Consider the following 21018-nt stretch of genomic DNA (forward strand, 5'->3'; position numbering starts at 1 on the left):
AGGCCGGGTAAGGCATAGCCGCCTCCCGGCAATGTCACATTATTTATGGTTGCAGTGTTTCTGGCTGAGGTTAGATAAGCCCTGGCGATAGCGCTGCTCCAGCGTTTCGCGGCTGGTGGCGGTGACGTCGAGATCGCGCAGCAGGCCATCATGAATACCGTAGGCCCAGCCGTGAATCGTGACTTTCTGACCGCGCTTCCAGGCGGATCGCATAATCGTTGAATGACCCAGGTTATAGACCTGCTCCATGACATTCAGTTCGCACAGCGTGTCCATGCGGCGTTCCTGCGGCATTTCGCCCAGCAGTGAGCTGTGTTTAAACCAGATATCGCGAATATGCAGTAACCAGTTATCAATCAGCCCCTGTTCTTTATTTTCAATAGCCGCCTGGACGCCGCCGCATCCGTAGTGGCCGCAAATAATAATATGTTCCACTTCCAGCACATCCACCGCATACTGAACCACTGAGAGGCAGTTCAGGTCGGTGTGAATAACCAGATTGGCAACATTACGGTGGACGAATAATTCGCCCGGTTCCAGACCGGTCAATCGTTCAGCGGGAACGCGGCTATCGGAACATCCAATCCATAGAAAACGTGGATTCTGCGCATGTGTCAGCGTTTCAAAAAATCCGGGATCCTCTTCTACCAGCATCTTTGACCATAGTGCATTGTTGCTGATGAGTGTATCTATGTCTTTCATGGAGTTGTACGACCCGAAACCAGATAAATTCGATGGGCTAATATAGGGTAACTCCAGCATTAATTAAACTATATATGAAATGTCAGAACGTAAGGTAAGTAAAAAACCATGACCATTGCTCTGGAACTTCAAGAACTTAAGAAAACCTATCCCGGTGGCGTGCAGGCGCTACGCGGCATAGATTTGCAAGTCGAAGCGGGTGATTTTTATGCGCTTTTGGGACCGAATGGCGCAGGTAAATCCACCACCATCGGCATTATCAGTTCGCTGGTGAATAAAACTTCCGGACGGGTAAGCGTCTTCGGATACGATCTCGATAAAGATACGGTTAACGCTAAACGTCAGCTTGGTCTGGTGCCGCAGGAGTTTAACTTTAACCCGTTTGAAACCGTGCAGCAGATCGTGGTCAACCAGGCAGGTTACTACGGCGTTGAGCATAAAGAAGCCGTTAAGCGTAGCGAAATATATCTAAAACAGCTCGACTTGTGGGAAAAGCGTAACGAACGTGCGCGTATGCTTTCCGGCGGGATGAAACGTCGTCTGATGATCGCTCGTGCGCTCATGCATGAGCCAAAGCTGTTGATTCTCGACGAACCGACGGCGGGCGTCGACATTGAGCTACGTCGTTCAATGTGGGGCTTTTTAAAAGATTTAAATGACAAAGGCACCACAATTATTCTGACCACCCACTATCTCGAAGAAGCGGAAATGCTGTGTCGCAATATCGGTATTATTCAGCACGGCGAGCTGGTGGAAAATACCTCCATGAAGAGCCTGCTCTCTAAACTGAAATCCGAAACCTTTATTCTCGATCTGGCGCCGAAAAGTCCGCTGCCAAAACTGGAAGGGTATCAGTATCGTCTGGTTGATACCTCGACGCTGGAAGTGGAAGTTCTGCGTGAGCAAGGGGTTAACAGCGTGTTCTCACAACTGAGCGCCCAGGGTATTCAGGTATTAAGTATGCGTAACAAAGCGAACCGACTGGAAGAACTGTTTGTTTCTCTGGTGCATGAAAAACAAGGAGATCGCGCATGATGCAGCTTTATTGGGTTGCGCTGAAAAGCATCTGGGCGAAAGAGATCCACCGCTTTATGCGTATCTGGGTCCAGACTCTGGTTCCTCCCGTCATCACCATGACGCTCTATTTTATTATTTTTGGTAATTTGATTGGCTCGCGTATCGGCGAAATGCATGGTTTTAGCTACATGCAGTTTATTGTGCCGGGGCTGATTATGATGGCTGTAATCACCAACTCGTACGCTAACGTGGCATCGTCATTCTTTAGCGCCAAGTTTCAACGTAATATTGAAGAACTGCTGGTCGCTCCGGTACCGACGCACGTCATTATCGCTGGTTTTGTCGGCGGCGGCGTGGCGCGCGGGCTGTGCGTGGGCATTCTGGTTACCGCGGTATCGCTGTTCTTTGTGCCGTTCCAGGTACATTCGTGGGTGTTTGTAGCGCTCACATTGGTGCTGACCGCGATACTGTTCTCGCTGGCGGGCTTACTGAATGCAGTCTTCGCCAAAACCTTTGACGATATCAGCCTGATCCCAACCTTCGTACTAACACCACTGACCTACCTGGGGGGCGTATTCTATTCGTTAACGCTGCTGCCGCCGTTCTGGCAGGGGCTGTCGCACCTGAACCCAATTGTCTACATGATTAGCGGATTCCGCTACGGCTTCCTGGGTATCCATGATGTTCCGCTGGTCACCACGTTTGGCGTGCTGGTGGTGTTCATCGCGGTGTTTTATTTGCTGTGCTGGTACCTGATCCAGCGTGGACGCGGTTTGCGCAGTTAATTCTTTCTTCCTCTCTCTGCTCGGGAGAGGAAGACTTTTGACGCTTATCACCATTATGGATTTATCACATTGATAAACTACTTGCCTGCTAAGGAGGAAGGCAATGTTAGGTTGGGTAATTACCTGTCATGACGATAAGGCACAGGATATGCTGCATCGTCTGGAGCAGAAGCACGGCCCGTTGGCCCAATGCCAGGCGGTAAGTTTTTGGCGTGGGCTCAGCTCAAATATGCTGAGCCGCATGATGTGCCACGCTCTGCATGCTACTGACTCAGGCGAGGGCGTGATCTTCCTGACGGATACCGCGGGGGCCGCACCGTACCGCGTGGCCTCGTTAATGAGCCACAAACACCCCCAGTGTGAAGTGATTTCAGGTATCAGCTATTCATTGCTTGAGCGAATGCTTTCGTCACGGGAATCAATGAGCAGCTCTGCGTTTCGCGATTGCATTGTTGCGCTTGGCGGGCCGGAGGTCTCAAGCCTCTGGCATCAACAACAAAAAAATCCCCCCTTCGTGTTGAAGCATGATTTGTACGAGTATTAATCGTTGGTATTGATGGCGCTTTTGCTACAATAGCCGAGGTTTCTCGCCTCGGTTCGGTTATCTCATATGGTTATGCGCGTTGTGCTTATTTTGTTGCTCCTGTCTTCTGGCAGCGTAGCTGCGGCTTTGCCTGCTCGCTACATGCAAACTACCGAAGCGGCTGCCGTGTGGGCGCAGATAGGTGACAAAATGGTGACGGTGGGGAATGTTCGCGCCGGGCAGATCCTTGCCGTAGAGCCGATAGCGGCTGACTATTACGAATTCACCTTTGGCTTTGGTACCGGGTTTATTGATAAGGGGCATCTGGAGCCTGTTCAGGGGCGGCAGAAAGTTGACGATGGTTTGGGCGATCTCAATAAACCCCTCAGCAATCAAAGCCTGATTACCTGGAAAGATACACTGGTTTATAATGCCCCGGATGTCGGTAGCGCCCCGTTTGGCGTGCTGGCGGATAATCTGCGCTATCCCATAATCAGTAAGCTTAAAGATCGACTCAACCAGACGTGGTACCAGATCCGCATTGGCGGCAGACTGGCCTATATCAGTGCTCTGGATGCGCAGGAAGACAACGGCATCCCGGTGTTAACCTATCATCATATTCTGCGTGATGAAGAGAATACCCGCTTTCGTCACACCTCCACCACAACCTCCGTACGCGCTTTTAGCAACCAGATGGCCTGGCTACACGATCGCGGCTACACGACGCTGACGATGTATCAACTGGAAGGCTATGTACGCAACAATATGAACCTCCCGGCGCGGGCGGTGGTGCTGACTTTCGACGATGGTCTGAAGTCGGTGAGTCGTTATGCTTATCCGGTGTTGAAACAGAACGGCATGAAGGCGACGGCGTTTATCATCTCGTCACGCATTAAGCGCCATCCGCAGAAGTGGGATCCGAAATCGCTACAGTTTATGAGCGTCTCTGAACTGAATGGGATCAGGGATGTGTTTGACTTCCAGTCGCATACCCATTTTTTACATCGAGTGGACGCTCATCATCGGCCGATCCTGCTGAGCCGCAACTATCACAACATTCTGTTCGATTTTGCCCGTTCGCGGCGGGCGTTGTCCCAGTTCAATCCTCACGTCCTGTATCTTTCATATCCGTTTGGCGGTTATAACGCCACGGCAGTAAAAGCGGCGGGCGATGCGGGATTTCACATGGCGGTAACTACGGTGAGGGGGAAGGTGAAGCCGGGCGATAATCCGATGCTGCTCAAAAGGCTGTATATTTTACGCACGGATTCGCTGGAAACGATGTCGCGGCTGATCGTCAATCAGCCGCAGGGGTAAGGACTATCAGGCAACCTGGACCGGAATAGCTTTCGCGGTGCGCTTCATTTCGTTGTCGCCTTCAAAGTAGGCCACTTTCGGCCGCCATGTCCGGGCTTCTTCATCAGACATGGTGACGAAGCTGGCGATAATCACAATGTCGCCAACCTCAGCGCAATGCGCCGCAGCACCGTTCACCGAGATGATTTTGGAGCCGCGTTCAGCCGCAATCGCATAGGTTGAGAAACGTTTCCCATTGGTCACGTTCCAGATATCAATCGCTTCGTTTTCCAGAATACCGGAGGCATCGAGGAAATCCTGGTCAATGGCACAGGAACCTTCGTAGTGCAGGTCCGCCTGCGTGACTTTTACGCGGTGGAGCTTGCCTTGCAGCATGGTGCGAATCATAACTTCTATACCCTGTCGTTTATCTTGGCTAAGCAGGCGCTTAAAGCCTGCTTTGGAAATTCTCAGGCAGTATTGCCCGATTTTTAACCCCTGTCTACTGGGCTAATGTAACGCTTTGATTATCGATCAAACGCGCCTGTCCCAGCCATGCGGCGACCAGAATGACCGCACGTTTGCTGTTTTCGGTGAGTTCAAGCAGCGTGTCGGCATCGCGGATCTGAATGTCGTCGGCGCGGAAGCCTTTTTCATTCAGTTCTTGCGCTGCAATGGCAATCATCTCGTCCAGGTCACGCTCACCGGCCTGTAACTTTTCGCCGATGCCGCTCATCACTTTGTATAATCCTGGGGCGATTTTACGCTGCTCTGCCGTCAGATACCCGTTACGCGAGCTGAGCGCCAGACCATCTTTGGCGCGGATAATCGGCACGCCGACTATCTCAATGTCGTAGCCCAGATCGGCGACCATTTTGCGAATCAGCGCCAGTTGCTGGAAATCCTTTTCGCCAAAGCAGGCGATATCCGGCTGGATCAGGTTGAACAGCTTGCTGACGATGGTCGAGACGCCGCGGAAGTGGCCCGGACGGCTGGCGCCTTCCAGCATGGTAGAGAGGCCGGGAACATCAACGTACGTCTGGCCTTCCAGCCCCTGCGGATAGATTTCCTCAACGGCTGGAGCAAAGACATAATCGACTTTGCGCTTGTTCAGTTTTTCACAGTCTTCCTGCAGCGTGCGCGGATAGCGCACCAAATCTTCCGGTCTGTCGAATTGCATCGGATTGACGAAAATGCTGACGATGACCACATCAGCTCGGGCTTTTGCCTCATCGACCAGTTTCATGTGGCCGTCGTGCAGATTGCCCATAGAGGGAACCAATGCGACGCGTTTGCCTTCCTGGCGCAGACGACGGATATGCTGACGCAGCAGCGGCAGGGTTTCGATAATTAACACACCTGGACTCCTTAATGGAAACTGTGTTCTTCGCCCGGATAAACGCCGGACTCCACTTCTGCCATATACTGCCGTACGGCGGCGCGTATGTCGCCCGCTTCGGCAAGGAAATTTTTCGCGAATTTTGGAATATGACCGCCGGTGATGCCAAACGCATCGTGCATTACCAGGATCTGACCATCGGTGACGTTGCCCGCGCCGATGCCGATCACCGGAATCGACAGCGCTTCAGTAACGCGCTTCGCCAGTTCAACCGGCACGCATTCCAGCACCAACAGTTGAGCGCCTGCCGCTTCTAAGGCCAGCGCGTCATCCAGCAGTACCTGCCCGGCGTCGCCGCGGCCCTGAATTTTATAGCCGCCGAAGATATTCACCGATTGCGGCGTCAGCCCCAGATGACCACAAACCGGGACGGCGCGTTCGGTGAGCATTTTCACCGTATCAACCAACCATGCGCCGCCTTCAATCTTGACCATATTGGCCCCCGCACGCATCACGATGGCCGCGTTTTCAAACGTCTGTTCCGGCGTGGCATAAGCCATAAACGGCAGGTCGGAGAGCAGCAGGCAGTTCGGCGCGCCACGGCGAACGGCGCGGGTGTGGTAGGCGATATCTTCCACGGTGACCGGCAGGGTGGAGTCGTGCCCCTGAATTGTCATGCCCAGTGAGTCGCCCACCAGCATCACGTTGATGCCTTCATCGGCGAATAATTTGGCGAAGCTGTAATCGTACGCGGTAATGGTGGCGAAGCGTTTCTTTTCCTGTTTGCATTTCTGTAACAGCGAAATGGTGGTCGGTTTCATAACATTTCCTGATGATGAAAGTCATATTTACCGGCATTCTAACAGTCACATTCAGGGGGGCAATTGATTTAAGCAATCGTTTGGCGCTAAAGCAGTAAACGCTAAAGGGGAGGCTATATTTTACCAGTGGGCGGGTTTTGCCGCACCAAGATGGGTGAGATGCTGATGCAGGCTGATACCATCCGGAAAGATCAGATCAGGGGCGATCTCAAACAGCGGCCACAGCATAAAGCCCCGGTTTTTCATGTCGTAGTGCGGCACGGTCAGACGGTCGGTGTTAATCACTTCATCGCCAAACAGCATAATGTCGAGATCCAGCGTACGCGGACCCCAGCGTTCGGCCTTGCGCACACGCCCCTGTTGCAGCTCAATGCGCTGGGTATGGTTAAGCAATTCTTCTGGGGCGAGAGCGGTATCCAGCGCCACGGCGGCGTTCAGGTAATCGGGCTGATCCTGTGGGCCTAATGGCGGTGTGCGGTAAAATGAAGAGACGGCCACAATGCGGCTGTCGGGAATTTCACCGATCGCCTGTACGGCAGCATTCACCTGCTCCAGCGGGGAGGCGAGGTTGCTGCCAATAGCGATATATACCCGTCGTCTTTCAAGCTGCATCTGTGTTGGCTTTCCTCGCTCATCCCAGTCACTTACTGATGTACGCTCCCGGGAGTTCGCTGTGTCGCCGCCTTGATGCAACCCGAAATCCATTGGGTATTCGCGATTGGTCACGCGGAGCCCTCGCGGCGTGGCGCGCGTTTACGTGGGCGACGATGACGACGACGTTCAGGCTCTTCATCCAGCTCGTTCAGCATGCCTTTTTGCTCCGGCGGCGCTGAAACCTGGAATTCACCCCACCATTGAGCCAGACGCTGCAGCTCGGCGTTGTTTTCCACTTCTGCACGCAGGGCCAGCAGGTCGTAGGCGGCGCGGAACTTCGGATGTTCCATCAGCTTCCAGGCGCGTTTGCCCTGACGACGGGACATGCGTAACTGCAACTGCCAGATATCACGGGTCAGCGAGGTTAATCGTTTCGGGATTGCCAGCGAGCGACAGGCTTCGTCGAGTACGTCATTCATTGCCAGTGCGAAAGCGTCGTAATAGGCCAGACCGCTTTCTTGCGCGATTTTCTGCGCGGCTTCCAGTAACGGATACCAGAACATGGCGGCGAACAAGAACGCCGGGTTAACGCGCATATCATTGTTAATGCGGTTATCGGTATTCTTCAGCACCTGGGCGATAATGCGTTCCATCGGGCTATCACCGTCTTCGGTGAAGTAGCGCGTAATGGTTGGGAACAGCGGCTGGAACAGGCTGTACTCACGCAGTTTTTTATAGGTTTCATACCCATAGCCCGCCTGTAACAACTTAAGCGCTTCTTCAAACAGGCGTGCGGGAGGAATGTCGTTCAACAGCGTTGCCAGACGCGGGATCGGCTCTGCGGTTTCCGGGCTGATACGCATGTCGAGCTTGGCGGCAAAGCGCACGGCGCGCAGCATACGTACGGGATCTTCGCGATAGCGCGTTTCCGGATTACCGATCAGGCGAATGATGCCTTCTTCGAGATCCTGCATGCCACCGACGTAATCACGCACGGTGAAATCGGCCACGCTGTAATACAGGCTGTTGATCGTGAAATCGCGACGCTGGGCATCTTCTTCAATGGAGCCAAAGATGTTATCGCGTAGCAGCATACCGTTTTGCCCGCGTTGCGACGTGGTGCGATCGGCTTCGCTGCCTTCATGATGGCCGCGAAAGGTCGCCACTTCGATAATTTCCGGGCCAAACATCACATGCGCAAGGCGGAAACGGCGACCGACCAGACGACAGTTGCGAAACAGTTTTCGCACCTGATCCGGCGTTGCGTTAGTGGTGACATCAAAATCTTTTGGCTTTTTGCCCAGCAAAAGATCGCGCACGCCCCCGCCAACCAGCCATGCCTCGTATCCGGCCTTATTGAGCCTGTACATTACCTTCAGGGCATTTTCACTGATATCTTTGCGGGAGATTGAGTGCTGCTCACGCGGGATTACCGTCATATGTGGACGGGCGACGGCAAGCTCGGCCTCGCGCTCCTCGCGGCTTAGCACCTTGCGGCAAAAATTAGCGACTCGGGTAAAAATAGTGCACCTCGGTAGTGTCAAACTTCAATCAGAACAAGTGTTGCTGTGTAAAAATAGCGGCTAATCATAGCTCAGCGTGGCGCATTTGAGAATGGCGTATTTACGATCGCTGATTCTGGCACCGTTGTCAGACTCCAGTTTTTGACGGCAAACTGAAGGATCTGATCGACCTGCATTTCCTGCCACGCGATATCCGCACGCTGGCCGAGAAAGCGCAGCGCGGCAATAATCACCGGACGTGGATCGCCTTGCGGCAGGGCAGGTGCATGATTTTGTTTGGAAAGTTTAGCGCCTTGTTCGTTAAGCGCCAGCGGCAGATGAATATAGTCTGGCGCCTGCCAGCCAAACTGCTGATACAACGAAATTTGCCGCACCGTCGGTTCTATGAGATCGGCGCCGCGCACAATTTCCGTCACGCCCTGGAAATGGTCATCTACCACTACCGCGAGGTTATAGGCAAACAGCCCGTCGCGGCGGTGAATAATAAAATCTTCGCCAGCAAGTTGCGGGTCAGCCTGAATTACACCGCGTAGCCGGTCAGTAAACTGCAGCACGGGGCGGCGTTGCTTGATGCGGACAGCCGCCTGCTCTGGCCCGAGGCGTAATTCACGGCAGTGGCCGTCGTAAATACCGCCGACGCTTTGAATACGCGCCCGCGTACAGGTGCAGTAATAGCTCAGATCCTGCTGATGCAGCCAGCTAAGCGCCTCTCGGTAGGCTTCATGACGCTGGGATTGCCATAAAATTTCGCCATCCCAGTGCAGGCCGTAATGTTCCAGCTGACGCAGAATCGTCTCTGCAGCACCGGGAACTTCACGAGGGGGGTCAATATCTTCAATGCGTACTCGCCAGATTCCACGCCGGGCACGGGCCTGCAGGTAGCTCCCGAGGGCGGCAATGAGTGAACCGAAGTGCAGTTCGCCGGAAGGGGAGGGGGCGAAGCGGCCAATATAGTGTGAATCGCTCATTTTGCGGACTAACAAATAATAAGGCGGGAGAAACTCCCGCCTGTAGTAAACGTGGTAAAAATGACCGGAATTAACCTGCCATTTGTTTTTCGCGGATTTCTGCCAGCGTTTTGCAGTCGATACACAGATCGGCTGTCGGACGCGCTTCCAGACGGCGAATACCAATTTCTACGCCGCATGATTCGCAGTAGCCGAAATCTTCGTCTTCTACCTTCTTCAGCGTCTTCTCGATCTTTTTGATCAGTTTGCGCTCACGGTCACGGTTACGCAGCTCAAGGCTGAATTCTTCTTCCTGCGCGGCGCGGTCCACCGGATCAGGGAAGTTAGCCGCTTCGTCTTGCATATGAGATACGGTGCGATCGACTTCATCCCTAAGTTGATTACGCCATGCCTCAAGAATACGCCTGAAGTGCGACAGCTGGGCTTCGTTCATATACTCTTCGCCCGGTTTCTCCTGGTACGGCTCCACCCCAGCGATGGCGAGAATACTCAGGGACGATGTTTTACGGTTTTGCCCTTCTTGCATGTTGCTTCTCCTTAACACGCACTATCGATCCCCATGTTCGGGGGAAAAATCAGGTCGCTATAAATAGCAGATGCTTTTCCGGATAGCAATTATCTAAACGTAACACTTGACAACCCTGTGAGGAAAAGCGTATTTGCACACGCGCCCAGAATATTAATTAACCAGATGTTTACACCATTACAAGGTAATGGGCAACGGCTCTTTAAGAGTCATACCATGGGCAGAAAGTTCCGCTTTATAAACCAGAATTTCGACCCCCTTTTGCCGAGCTTCGACCAATAATTGCGCATATTTCGTATCAATATGGCGCGCGGGTGAAAACCGTGTAATGGCTGAATGTAGCACAGCGAAAAATATCACCGCCCGCTTACCTTCAGCCGCTACGCTCATCAATTCCCGAAGATGTTTCTGACCTCGTTCAGTGATGGCATCGGGAAAATAACCCTGATCTTTTTCCGCCAACGTGACTGATTTCACTTCAATATAGCAGTCAGGTCGGGAATCCGCCTGTAACAAAAAGTCTATACGACTCCCTTCGGCGCCGTATTTTACTTCACTTTTCAATATGCTATAGCCTGAAACTTCTGAAATTAGCGACTGCTGAATCGCCTCTTTCGCTAATCTGTTCGCCCACAGCGTGTTAACACAAATAAACGCCCCGGATTGCGTTTGCGTTAATTCCCAGGTATGCGGATATTTCCGTTTGGTATTTTCTGATGTCGAATACCAGACGGTATCACCAGGCGTTGCGCATCCGGTCATCGCGCCGGTATTTGGGCAGTGTAACGTTAACGTTGTGCCATCCGGTGTGATCACATCCGCTAAAAAGCGCTTGTAGCGCTGGATGAGCGTAGCGGGTTGTAAAGGTGGAGAAAATTGCATGAACAGTCCCTTTGATTATTCAGTCAGCATCCAGCGTTGCAACTGCGTGTAACGCGTACGCCCCCGCGTGAATGTGGAGGAATAGAGCGCAAACCCGGTGACCGGGAACGACCAGCCAAAGCCGGGGGGCGGAATGGGAATCGCGTGTCCGGCATCGCGCAGCAGCGTGATATGCGGGTGAAACGGCTGTGGGCTTTGATAGCACCCGCTGCGTGAGGCCTGCGCCCGCAGCATATTCGCCAGTTGTAACAGTCCGCGCGGCGGCTGACGCATCCCCAGCCACACTACTCGCGAACGCAGCCATTGCCCGGCATCATCCAGTTTGAGCGTAAAACCGGGCTGGCGAATGCGTCCGGCTAGCTGCGACAACGCCTGTTGCTTCTCTGCGCTGACATCACCTAAAAAGGCCAACGTCAGATGCAGATTCTCGGCGGCGACGGGACGGCCTGCTTCAGGAGGGAACTGCGCAGCTCGCCAGTGGATTAACTGCTCCCGAACCTCGGCAGGCAATTCAATCGCAAAGAACAGCCTTTTTGGCTCAGACATGATGGATACTCGGTTATGAATTAACGCGATGCTACAATGCAGCGCGAAGAATGTTAACCCTCTGGAGCCATTTGTGACGTCGTTGCCCGTTGCCGCCGTAGTGCCTGAACTGCTTACCGCCCTTGATGCCTCGCCGCAGGTTCTGCTGACCGCGCCGACCGGTGCCGGGAAATCGACCTGGCTGCCGTTGCGACTGCTTGAGCATGGTGGCATCAAGGGGCGGATAATTTTGCTGGAGCCGCGCCGTCTGGCGGCACGCAATGTGGCGCAGCGGTTGGCGGAGTTGCTGAACGAAAAGCCCGGCGAGACCGTGGGGTATCGCATGCGCGCGCAAAGCTGCGTGGGGCCGCAGACCCGGCTGGAAGTGGTGACGGAAGGCGTCCTGACGCGCATGATCCAACGCGATCCCGAACTCACGGACGTCGGATTAGTGATCCTCGATGAATTTCACGAACGGAGTCTGCAGGCCGACCTGGCGCTGGCGCTGCTGCTGGATGTACAGCAAGGTCTGCGTGACGATCTGAAACTGTTGATCATGTCCGCAACGCTCGATAACGGGCGCTTGCAGCAGTTATTGCCCGATGCGCCCATGATTATCTCTGAAGGCCGCACATTTCCGGTCGAGCGACGGTATCAACCGCTGGCGGCACATCTGCGTTTTGACGAAGCGGTGGCGATAGCCACGGCGGAGCTACTGCGCTATGAAAGCGGGTCGCTGCTGCTGTTTTTACCGGGCGTTGGGGAAATCCAGCGCGTGCAGGAGCATCTGGCAACGCGTGTGGGCAGCGATGTTGTGCTGTGCCCACTGTATGGCGCGCTGACGCTTGCCGAGCAGCGTCAGGCGATTTTGCCCGCGCCGCAAGGCCAGCGCAAAGTGGTGCTGGCCACCAACATTGCTGAAACCAGCTTAACGATTGAAGGTATTCGGCTGGTGGTAGACTGCGCTCAGGAGCGCGTGGCGCGCTATGACGCGCGCACTGGACTGACGCGACTGATTACCCAGCGCATCAGTCAGGCCTCGATGACGCAGCGAGCGGGACGCGCAGGGCGTCTGGAACCCGGAATTTGTCTGCATCTGCTGGCCAAAGAGCAGGCGGAAAGAGCGGCTTCGCAAGGGGAGCCGGAGATATTACAGAGCGATCTGTCCGGGCTGCTAATGGAGTTGCTGCAATGGGGATGCACCGATCCCGCGCAACTAAACTGGCTGGATACGCCGCCTGCTATCAACCTGCAGGCGGCAAAACAACTGTTGCAGATGCTGGGTGCGCTTGCGGGTGACAGGCTCAGCGCTCGCGGGCAGAAAATGGCGATGTTGGGGAACGATCCTCGCCTGGCGGCGATGCTGGTCAGCGCCAGCAATGATACCGAAGCGGCAACGGCGGCAAAACTGGCAGCGATTCTGGAGGAGCCGCCGCGTGGTGGCTGTACCGATCTGGCTGCGGCGTTTTCACGCAATCACCCCGCCTGGCAGCAGCGCAGCCAGCAATTGCTGAAACGGCTCAATGTTCGCAGCGGACAGCCCGACAGTACGCTGCTTTCCCCGTTGCTGGCGCAGGCGTTTGCCGACCGGATCGCGCGTCGACGCGGGCAGGAAGGGCGTTATCAACTGGCTAATGGTATGGGCGCAATGTTGGATGCTGATGACGCTTCCGGACGCCATGAATGGCTGATAGCGCCGTTGTTGCTACAGGGCAGCGCTTCGCCGGATGCGCGTATTCTGCTGGCCCTGCCGCTGGAGATTGACGTGCTGATGCAGACGTGTCCTGAACTGCTCCAGCAGTCCGACACTATCGAGTGGGATGAAACCCAGGGCACATTAAAAGCCTTACGCCGCTCGCGCATTGGTCAGCTCACGGTAAAAGTCCAGCCGCTGGCTAAACCCTCGGAAGAGGAGTTGCACCAGGCGATGTTGAATGGCATTCGCGATAAAGGGCTAAGTATGCTCAACTGGACGCCGGAGGCCGAGCAGTTTCGGCTGCGTTTGCACTGTGCGGCGACCTGGTTGCCAGAATATGACTGGCCCGCGGTAGATGAAGATTCTCTGCTGGCGACGCTGGAGACCTGGCTGTTGCCGCACATGAGCGGTGTGCACTCTTTACGCGCGTTAAAAGCATTAAATGTGGGTCAGGCATTGCGCGGTTTGCTGGACTGGTCAATGCTGCAACGTCTGGATAGTGAACTGCCGGCGCATTACACTGTGCCGACGGGGAGTCGGATTGCCATTCGCTATCATGAAGATAATCCTCCTGCGCTGGCGGTGCGGATGCAGGAAATGTTTGGCGAAGCGAGGACTCCAACCATCGCTCAGGGCCGCGTTCCGCTGGTGCTGGAGCTGCTGTCTCCGGCCCAACGACCGCTACAGGTGACCAGCGATCTGAGCGCGTTCTGGCAGGGATCGTACCGCGAGGTGCAAAAAGAGATGAAAGGGCGTTATCCGAAACACGTCTGGCCGGACGATCCGGCGAATACCGCGCCAACGCGGCGCACCAAAAAGTATTCGTAATGTAGCTGTAGGCCGGATAAGGCGTTATGCCGCATCCGGCGAAAGAGCGGTAATAATTGAGAGATTTCTTCTTCTGTCGCAGGACGGAAGAACAGAGAATCGGGCCCTTGCGCCTGAATGTTGCGGAGAAAAAGCATGGCGGGGAATGACCGCGAGCCAATTGGACGTAAAGGGAAACCATCGCGTCCGGTAAAACAAAAGGTGAGCCGTCGTCAACTCAGAGATGAAGAGTATGACGACGATTATGATGATGATGACTATGAGGATGAAGAACCGATGCCGCGTAAGGGTAAGGGCAAAGGGCGTAAGCCTCGTGGTAAGCGCGGCTGGTTCTGGCTGCTGGTAAAACTGTCGATTGTCTTTTTGGTGCTGATCGCCATTTACGGCGTGTATCTGGACCAAAAAATTCGTAGCCGTATTGATGGCAAAGTCTGGCAACTTCCGGCGGCGGTATATGGCCGCATGGTTAACCTTGAGCCAGAAATGCCCATCGGCAAGAACGAGATGGTGAAGCTGCTGGAGGCCACGCAGTATCGTCAGGTGACGAAGATGACGCGTCCGGGCGAATTCACCGTACAGGCGAAGAGTATTGAGATGATTCGTCGCCCGTTTGACTTCCCGGACAGCAAAGAAGGGCAGGTGCGCGCGCGTCTGACCTTTGACGGCGATCATCTGGACACCATCGAGAATATGGATAACAACCGCCAGTTCGGTTTCTTCCGTCTCGATCCGCGTCTGATCACCATGCTCTCTTCACCAAACGGCGAGCAGCGTCTGTTTGTCCCGCGTAGCGGCTTCCCGGATCTGCTGGTGGACACGCTATTGGCGACAGAAGACCGTCACTTCTATGAGCATGACGGGATCAGTCTCTATTCCATTGGCCGTGCAGTGCTGGCGAACCTGACGGCAGGTCGTACGGTACAGGGGGCCAGTACGCTGACCCAGCAGTTGGTGAAGAACCTGTTCCTCTCCAGCGAGCGCTCCTACTGGCGTAAAGCCAACGAAGCCTATATGGCGCTGATCATGGATGCGCGTTACAGCAAAGACCGCATTCTTGAGCTGTACATGAACGAAGTCTATCTCGGCCAGAGCGGTGACAACGAGATCCGTGGCTTCCCGCTGGCGAGCTTGTATTACTTCGGACGTCCGGTGGAAGAGTTAAGCCTCGACCAACAAGCACTGCTGGTTGGGATGGTGAAAGGGGCGTCGATTTATAACCCGTGGCGTAACCCGAAGCTGGCGCTGGAGCGTCGTAACCTGGTGCTGCGTCTGCTGCAACAGCAGCAGATTATCGACCAGGATCTGTATGACATGCTGAGCGCGCGTCCGTTAGGCGTGCAACCGCGCGGCGGGGTGATCTCCCCACAGCCAGCGTTTATGCAGATGGTGCGCCAGGAGCTACAGGCGAAGCTCGGCGATAAAGTTAAAGATCTCTCCGGCGTGAAAATTTTCACCACCTTTGATTCCGTGGCGCAGGACGCTGCAGAAAAAGCGGCGGTGGAAGGCATTCCGGTGCTGAAGAAACAACGTAAGCTGAGCGATCTGGAAACGGCGATTGTGGTGGTTGATCGCTTTAGCGGCGAAGTTCGCGCCATGGTGGGTGGGGCAGAGCCGCAGTTCGCGGGCTATAACCGTGCGATGCAGGCGCGTCGTTCAATTGGTTCTCTGGCGAAGCCGGCGACCTATCTGACGGCGCTCAGCCAGCCGAAGCTGTACCGCCTGAATACCTGGATTGCCGATGCGCCAATTGCGCTGCGTCAGCCGAACGGCCAGGTGTGGTCGCCGCAGAACGATGACCGTCGCTATAGCGAAAGCGGTAAAGTGATGCTGGTGGACGCGTTAACGCGCTCAATGAACGTACCCACGGTGAATCTGGGGATGGCGCTGGGCTTGCCTGCCGTGACCGATACCTGGCTGAAGCTGGGCGCGCCGAAAGATCAGCTTAACCCGGTTCCGGCTATGCTGCTGGGGGCGCTGAACCTGACGCCAATCGAAGTGGCGCAGGCGTTCCAGACTATTGCCAGCGGTGGGAACCGCGCGCCGCTGTCGGCGCTGCGTTCGGTGATTGCCGAAGATGGCACGGTGTTGTACCAGAGCTTCCCGCAGGCTGAGCGTGCCGTTCCGGCGCAGGCGGCGTATATGACGCTGTGGACCATGCAGCAGGTGGTTCAGCGTGGTACAGGCCGCCAGCTTGGCGCGAAGTATCCTGGGCTGCATCTGGCGGGTAAAACCGGGACCACCAACAACAACGTCGATACCTGGTTCGCCGGGATTGACGGCAGCCAGGTGACCATCACCTGGGTGGGCCGTGATAACAACCAGCCAACCAAGCTGTACGGTGCCAGCGGCGCGATGTCGATTTATCAGCGTTATCTGGCTAACCAGACTCCAACCCCGCTGGTGCTGACGCCACCGGAGGATGTGGTGGATATGGGCGTGGACTATGACGGCAACTTCGTGTGTAGTGGTGGGATGCGCACGCTGCCAGTATGGACCACCGATCCTGACTCACTGTGTCAGCAGGGGGAAATGCTGCAGCAGTCGGGTAATCCGTTCGATCAATCTTCTCAACAGCCGCAGCAACAGCAGCCTCAACAGCAGCAACCGGCGCAGCAAGAGAAGAAAGACAGCGACGGCGTAGCGGGTTGGATTAAGGATATGTTCGGCGGAAACTAATCAATGCGTCATCTGGTTCCCTTACTCAGTAGGGAGCCAGATTGGCGTTTACCCTCCTGTCTTTATTATTTATTTCAGCAATGTGTTGTTGGTAATTATATTTTTAATTTATTTTAGATTTCCTTAATTATTTGTTTATTATATTTCATAATTGATTATTTTCTTTAAAAACAATTGATTATGCGTATCTCGGATATGAATTGTGTTCCTGATGATAATATTATGATATTAAATGTAATATAATATTTATGAATTAACGTTGTCCCTAAAAAATGTCTGCTTTTTGATTGTTGTTATTGTTGATATGGACATTGTCTTTTCTCTGTTAGTTATAAATAATATTTAGCATATGTAAGGAATACATTATGTATAAGAAGCATATTTCCACTTTGTTTGCAGGACTATTGCTTGCAACTGTGGCGACTCATGCCTTAGCGGTTGATACAGGAACTGTCACGTTTACAGGCAAAATTATTCCCGACACCTGCACCGTGGATGTCAATGGCGCAACTACCAGCGGTACGGTGACATTTAACCCTTTGAGCCAGACTGCGTTTGGCGCTGATAAGAAAGTGGGTGATTCTCAGAGTTTTGCGATTACAGTTGGTGCTTGTGATTCTGCAATTAGTAATCTGAATATTAAATTTAATGGCACACGTATTACGGGCTATGACGATGAAGTCCTGCAAGCGAGTGGTAGTGCGAAGAATCTCGGTGTTCGTTTATTACCGGAGAATAGCAGCAACTACATAAAATTTGATGGTTCAGATCCGGAATCGGCAACCAATAAATCTAACAGTGGCAGTATTGTCTTTAACTATACCGCAGAAGTCATTCAGGTGGGTTCAACATTACCAACTACCGGCGATTATAGCGCACAGGCAACATATACTCTGATGTATCGTTAATATTGATTGGCCTGAAAGGGCCAATCTTTCAATGGAATGAAAAATGAAAAGACAGTTAGGTATCTTCTCTTTTTTATCGCTTTTTCTTATGAACATTGCACAGGCTGGTGTGGTCATTAGCGGCACACGTATTATTTATCCGGCCAGCCAGGCTGAAGTACAAGTTACATTAAAAAATAAAGATAATGATAAACGTTACCTGGTTCAAAGCTGGGTGAGTAACGTTGATGACAGTAAAGCACCATTTGTTATTACTCCACCGATTTACAAGCTGGAAGAAAATCGCCAGACGCTGCTGCATGTCGTGTATACCGGTGATAAAAGCGCCTTACCTCAGGATCGTGAATCCCTGTTTATGGCAAATGTGAAATCGGTATCTGCCATTCCGGAAGCGTTGAGAGATAACAACACCTTGCAGCTTGCGATTAAAACGAAAGTTAAATTATTTTATCGCCCAAAGGCTTTAAGCGATCACGCGGCAAAGAATGCCTGGCAGTCGCTACAGTTTAGTCATAATAACAATCAGCTTGTGATTAAAAACCCTACGCCATTTTATGTGACTTTTGGCCAGCTCACTGTCGGCGGGAAAGAAATTCAACAGGCTAAAAATCAGGATGTACCTTCTGCATTAAGCATGATGATTGCACCTTTTGGCGAGCAGCGTTATCCCCTGCCTTCTGGTGCCAAAGGACAGGTTAGCTGGACCGCTATTAATGATTATGGCTCTGAGACTGAACAACGTAAGCAGTCACTGTAGAGCTCTGCCAATATAAACCCCGCTGCTCATAATATGATTATTACATCGTTAATTGAATACTGATGTCTTTAATAAATTAAAAGGTGAAGATCTTAAAGGATCCATGTCTTCGTAAAAAATAAACTAGCCATCGGATGGGCAATATGTTTTCAATTCGCGTCTTGCGCACATTTACTTTAAATTCGTTGACCTTGGCAATACTGGCAGCAAGTGCTCCAGGGTATGCCGACGATTATTTTAACCTTAGTGCACTCGAAACCGATACTCCATTAGAAAATACGGGCGCGCTGGCCGCTTATTTACATAACAGTGGCCTGTTACCTGGTAACTATCTCACTTCTGTGGTTTGGGATCAGGAATTTATTGATAAAAGAAATATCAATTTTCTCCTTTCGAAGGACGGCAAAAAGCTGGTGCCGCAGTTCACTAAAGCAGAATTGCGCGAGTTGGGCGTTAAAGTTGACACCGTTCCGGCACTGAATCTGCTTGATGATAATTCACCTGTGGGGGACATCAGCGAATATATACCTGAGGCCCGTTATGACTTTAGTGCTGATACCCAGGTGTTGCAATTGCGTATACCGCAAATGTACCGAAATACTCAGATCTCAGGCGATACCAATCCAAAATACTGGGACGACGGTATTCCTGCGCTATGGACGAGTTACTACATCTCCGGTTCTCATCAACGATTTAATGGGGATGAAAGTTCTTCAAATTGGGTGAGTTTGAATTCAGGGATAAACCTTGGACCGTGGCGACTGCATAATATGGGAACCTGGGGCCAGGATGACGGCTGGCAATCGATCAATACCTCGCTGCAACGCGACATTAAACCGTTGCGCAGCCAGTTTGAAGCTGGGCAGACCTCGACCAATGGCGAACTGTTTGACAGCGTACAGATGACAGGGATCAAACTCGAAACCGACACCAGTATGTTGCCGAGCAGCCTACAGGGTTTTGCGCCAGTGGTTCGCGGGATTGCAAACAGTGATGCCAAAGTAACCGTCAAACAAAATGGTTATGTCATCTATCAGACGAATGTTTCTCCCGGGCCATTTGAAATTCGCGACCTGAGTCAGGTGACGGCAGGGGCCGATCTTGAGGTGACGGTTCAGGAAGCCGATGGTACGGAGCGCAGCTTTATTCAGGCCAGTTCTTCAGTACCGATTATGCTGCGAGAAGGGGCGATGAAATACAGCTTGGCGGCGGGGAAATATCGTGATGTCGATAATGGTGAAGAACCGGGATTCGGCCAGGCGACACTCATCTATGGTTTACCCTACGGCATGACCGCTTATGGCGGTATGCTAGGTGCATCGATGTACCATTCAGCCTTAGTAGGGATGGGGGTCGATCTTCAGCAGTTTGGTTCACTTTCGACGGACGTTACTGCCGCCAAAACCGCGTTTAATGACGATCGCGACGACGCTCGTGGTCAATCATGGCGGGCTCAGTATGCCAAAGATTTCCCGCTGACCGATACGACCGTGACGCTGGCTAGCTATCGCTACTCCACATCGGGTTTTTACACCTTCCAGGAAGCGCTGGATCAGCGCAACAATAACTATGATAGCGACGATATTTACAGTTATCGCAGCACTAATAATCGTCGTAGTCGTCAGCAGTTTAGCCTTTCTCAGTCGCTGCATTCATGGGGCTCGGTTTATGCCAATGCATATCAGCAGGATTACTGGGGGATGGACGGGTATGAACGCAGTATTAGCCTTGGCTACAGTAGCAGTTGGCAGGGGATCAACTGGTCGGTGAACTACAACCTGACGAAGACGCCTTCGACGACTGACGATCAGCAGATTGCCTTTTCCATCAATGTACCTTTGGCGCGTTGGCTGTCGAATTCATGGGCTACTTATAATATGAACAGCACCAGACATGGCAATACATCGCATCAAGTGGGGATTAGCGGCACGCTGCTGGAAGATAACAATTTAAGCTATAACCTTCAGCAAACCTACACCAATAGTGATGCTGGCAATGGCGCATATCTCTCATCGCGCTATCGCGCTTCGGTGGGCGAGTTCAGTTCCAGTTACAGTTATCAGAAAGATAACAAGCAGTGGAGCTATAGCGCACAGGGTAGCGTGGTCGCGCATTCGCATGGAGTCACGTTGGGTCCGTCTATACAGGATGCTTTTGCGATCGTGCATATTGCTGATGGCAATAATGTCAAAGTTCAAAATTCGTGGGGCGTTTATACCGATTATTGGGGCAATGCGGTTGTGCCTTCATTAACAAATTATCGGCGTAATACGATAACGGTTAATACGTATGGACGGGATGATATTGATATTCAGGATTCCTCATTAGACGTAACACCTACCAAAGGCGCGGTCGTTGCGGCGGATTTTACTGCACGCGCGGGTAAGCGTGCGTTGATAACGCTGAAGCGCAATCATGGCGTCGTGCCTTTTGGCGCGATGCTTAGTCTCTCGGAGAGCACCGCCATTGTGGGCGATGACGGTGAAGTTTATCTCACCGGACTTAAGGGAACCCAGACCTTTACCGTGCAATGGGGCGATGGACGAGAAGCAAGATGCGCTGGAAGCGTGACAATACCTGAAGAAGTACCGGCAGGTATTTATAAAGCAAACGTGCAGTGCCAGTGAAGACTGACTCTAAAAGAAAGGAATC

General features: G+C 52.9%; 19 protein-coding genes. 9 read left to right on the forward strand and 10 right to left on the reverse strand.

Annotation, left to right across the window (positions count from 1 at the left end):
- Positions 1–39: 39 nt before the first annotated feature.
- A complete protein-coding gene (can, locus tag FOB24_RS06030; protein WP_038637306.1) occupies positions 40–702 on the reverse strand; it encodes a carbonate dehydratase in 663 nt (220 codons plus the stop codon).
- A 108-nt stretch (positions 703–810) separates the two neighbouring features.
- Between can and FOB24_RS06035 the strand changes: the two genes are divergently transcribed.
- The 4 genes from FOB24_RS06035 to FOB24_RS06050 all read left to right on the forward strand — a co-directional run bounded on the left by FOB24_RS06035 (position 811) and on the right by FOB24_RS06050 (position 4344).
- The gene (locus FOB24_RS06035) at positions 811–1737 is read left to right on the forward strand and encodes an ABC transporter ATP-binding protein (RefSeq protein WP_038637310.1); all 927 of its coding nucleotides are present in this window, start codon (positions 811–813) and stop codon (positions 1735–1737) included.
- Complete coding sequence (locus FOB24_RS06040) at positions 1734–2504, forward strand: ABC transporter permease (RefSeq protein ID WP_038637314.1); 771 nt, start codon at positions 1734–1736, stop codon at positions 2502–2504. Before FOB24_RS06035 ends, FOB24_RS06040 begins: the two co-directional genes overlap by 4 nt.
- A gap of 103 nt (positions 2505–2607) precedes the next feature.
- Positions 2608–3048 carry a PTS sugar transporter subunit IIA gene (locus tag FOB24_RS06045; protein ID WP_069324038.1) on the forward strand — a complete coding sequence of 147 codons (441 nt, stop codon included), beginning with the start codon at positions 2608–2610 and terminating at the stop codon, positions 3046–3048.
- Between the two features lie 66 nt (positions 3049–3114).
- Positions 3115–4344, forward strand: coding sequence for a polysaccharide deacetylase family protein (locus FOB24_RS06050; RefSeq protein ID WP_087857674.1), 1230 nt, complete (start codon positions 3115–3117; stop codon positions 4342–4344).
- Between the two features lie 6 nt (positions 4345–4350).
- On the opposite strand, the gene panD is transcribed toward FOB24_RS06050, so the two are convergent.
- The 9 genes from panD to thpR all read right to left on the reverse strand — a co-directional run bounded on the left by panD (position 4351) and on the right by thpR (position 11522).
- A complete protein-coding gene (gene panD / locus FOB24_RS06055) occupies positions 4351–4731 on the reverse strand; it encodes an aspartate 1-decarboxylase (protein ID WP_023178331.1) in 381 nt (126 codons plus the stop codon).
- 94 nt (positions 4732–4825) lie between these two features.
- Positions 4826–5680 (reverse strand): pantoate--beta-alanine ligase, encoded by an 855-nt coding sequence (panC, locus tag FOB24_RS06060; RefSeq protein WP_085048292.1) that lies wholly within the window; start codon positions 5678–5680, stop codon positions 4826–4828.
- An 11-nt stretch (positions 5681–5691) separates the two neighbouring features.
- Entirely contained in the window at positions 5692–6483 is a 792-nt protein-coding gene (gene panB / locus FOB24_RS06065) for a 3-methyl-2-oxobutanoate hydroxymethyltransferase (protein WP_150344664.1), read from the reverse strand.
- 120 nt (positions 6484–6603) lie between these two features.
- Positions 6604–7095 (reverse strand): 2-amino-4-hydroxy-6-hydroxymethyldihydropteridine diphosphokinase, encoded by a 492-nt coding sequence (gene folK, locus FOB24_RS06070; RefSeq protein WP_038637333.1) that lies wholly within the window; start codon positions 7093–7095, stop codon positions 6604–6606.
- 110 nt (positions 7096–7205) lie between these two features.
- Positions 7206–8600: a polynucleotide adenylyltransferase PcnB gene (gene pcnB / locus FOB24_RS06075; RefSeq protein ID WP_204525718.1), complete on the reverse strand. Its 1395-nt coding sequence runs from the start codon at positions 8598–8600 to the stop codon at positions 7206–7208.
- Positions 8601–8671: 71 nt separating this feature from the next.
- A complete protein-coding gene (gluQRS, locus tag FOB24_RS06080; protein ID WP_069324033.1) occupies positions 8672–9568 on the reverse strand; it encodes a tRNA glutamyl-Q(34) synthetase GluQRS in 897 nt (298 codons plus the stop codon).
- A 70-nt stretch (positions 9569–9638) separates the two neighbouring features.
- Positions 9639–10094 carry an RNA polymerase-binding protein DksA gene (dksA, locus tag FOB24_RS06085; protein ID WP_003018625.1) on the reverse strand — a complete coding sequence of 152 codons (456 nt, stop codon included), beginning with the start codon at positions 10092–10094 and terminating at the stop codon, positions 9639–9641.
- 177 nt (positions 10095–10271) lie between these two features.
- Entirely contained in the window at positions 10272–10976 is a 705-nt protein-coding gene (sfsA, locus tag FOB24_RS06090; protein ID WP_038637342.1) for a DNA/RNA nuclease SfsA, read from the reverse strand.
- Positions 10977–10991: 15 nt separating this feature from the next.
- Positions 10992–11522, reverse strand: coding sequence for an RNA 2',3'-cyclic phosphodiesterase (thpR, locus tag FOB24_RS06095; RefSeq protein ID WP_150344665.1), 531 nt, complete (start codon positions 11520–11522; stop codon positions 10992–10994).
- A 73-nt stretch (positions 11523–11595) separates the two neighbouring features.
- On the opposite strand from thpR, the gene hrpB reads away from it, so the two are divergent.
- The 5 genes from hrpB (at position 11596) to FOB24_RS06120 (ending at position 20993) form a co-directional block, all read left to right on the forward strand.
- Positions 11596–14025 carry an ATP-dependent helicase HrpB gene (hrpB, locus tag FOB24_RS06100; protein WP_190971852.1) on the forward strand — a complete coding sequence of 810 codons (2430 nt, stop codon included), beginning with the start codon at positions 11596–11598 and terminating at the stop codon, positions 14023–14025.
- A gap of 135 nt (positions 14026–14160) precedes the next feature.
- Complete coding sequence (mrcB, locus tag FOB24_RS06105) at positions 14161–16701, forward strand: bifunctional glycosyl transferase/transpeptidase (RefSeq protein WP_085048287.1); 2541 nt, start codon at positions 14161–14163, stop codon at positions 16699–16701.
- A gap of 365 nt (positions 16702–17066) precedes the next feature.
- Positions 17067–17609: a fimbrial protein gene (locus FOB24_RS06110; RefSeq protein ID WP_085048286.1), complete on the forward strand. Its 543-nt coding sequence runs from the start codon at positions 17067–17069 to the stop codon at positions 17607–17609.
- Positions 17610–17652: 43 nt separating this feature from the next.
- Complete coding sequence (locus FOB24_RS06115; protein ID WP_223851235.1) at positions 17653–18366, forward strand: fimbrial biogenesis chaperone; 714 nt, start codon at positions 17653–17655, stop codon at positions 18364–18366.
- A 143-nt stretch (positions 18367–18509) separates the two neighbouring features.
- Positions 18510–20993 carry a fimbria/pilus outer membrane usher protein gene (locus FOB24_RS06120; RefSeq protein WP_150344667.1) on the forward strand — a complete coding sequence of 828 codons (2484 nt, stop codon included), beginning with the start codon at positions 18510–18512 and terminating at the stop codon, positions 20991–20993.
- The last annotated feature ends 25 nt before the right edge of the window (positions 20994–21018 follow it).

Origin of the sequence: Citrobacter werkmanii (assembly GCF_008693645.1) — a bacterium.
Lineage (GTDB): Bacteria > Pseudomonadota > Gammaproteobacteria > Enterobacterales > Enterobacteriaceae > Citrobacter > Citrobacter werkmanii.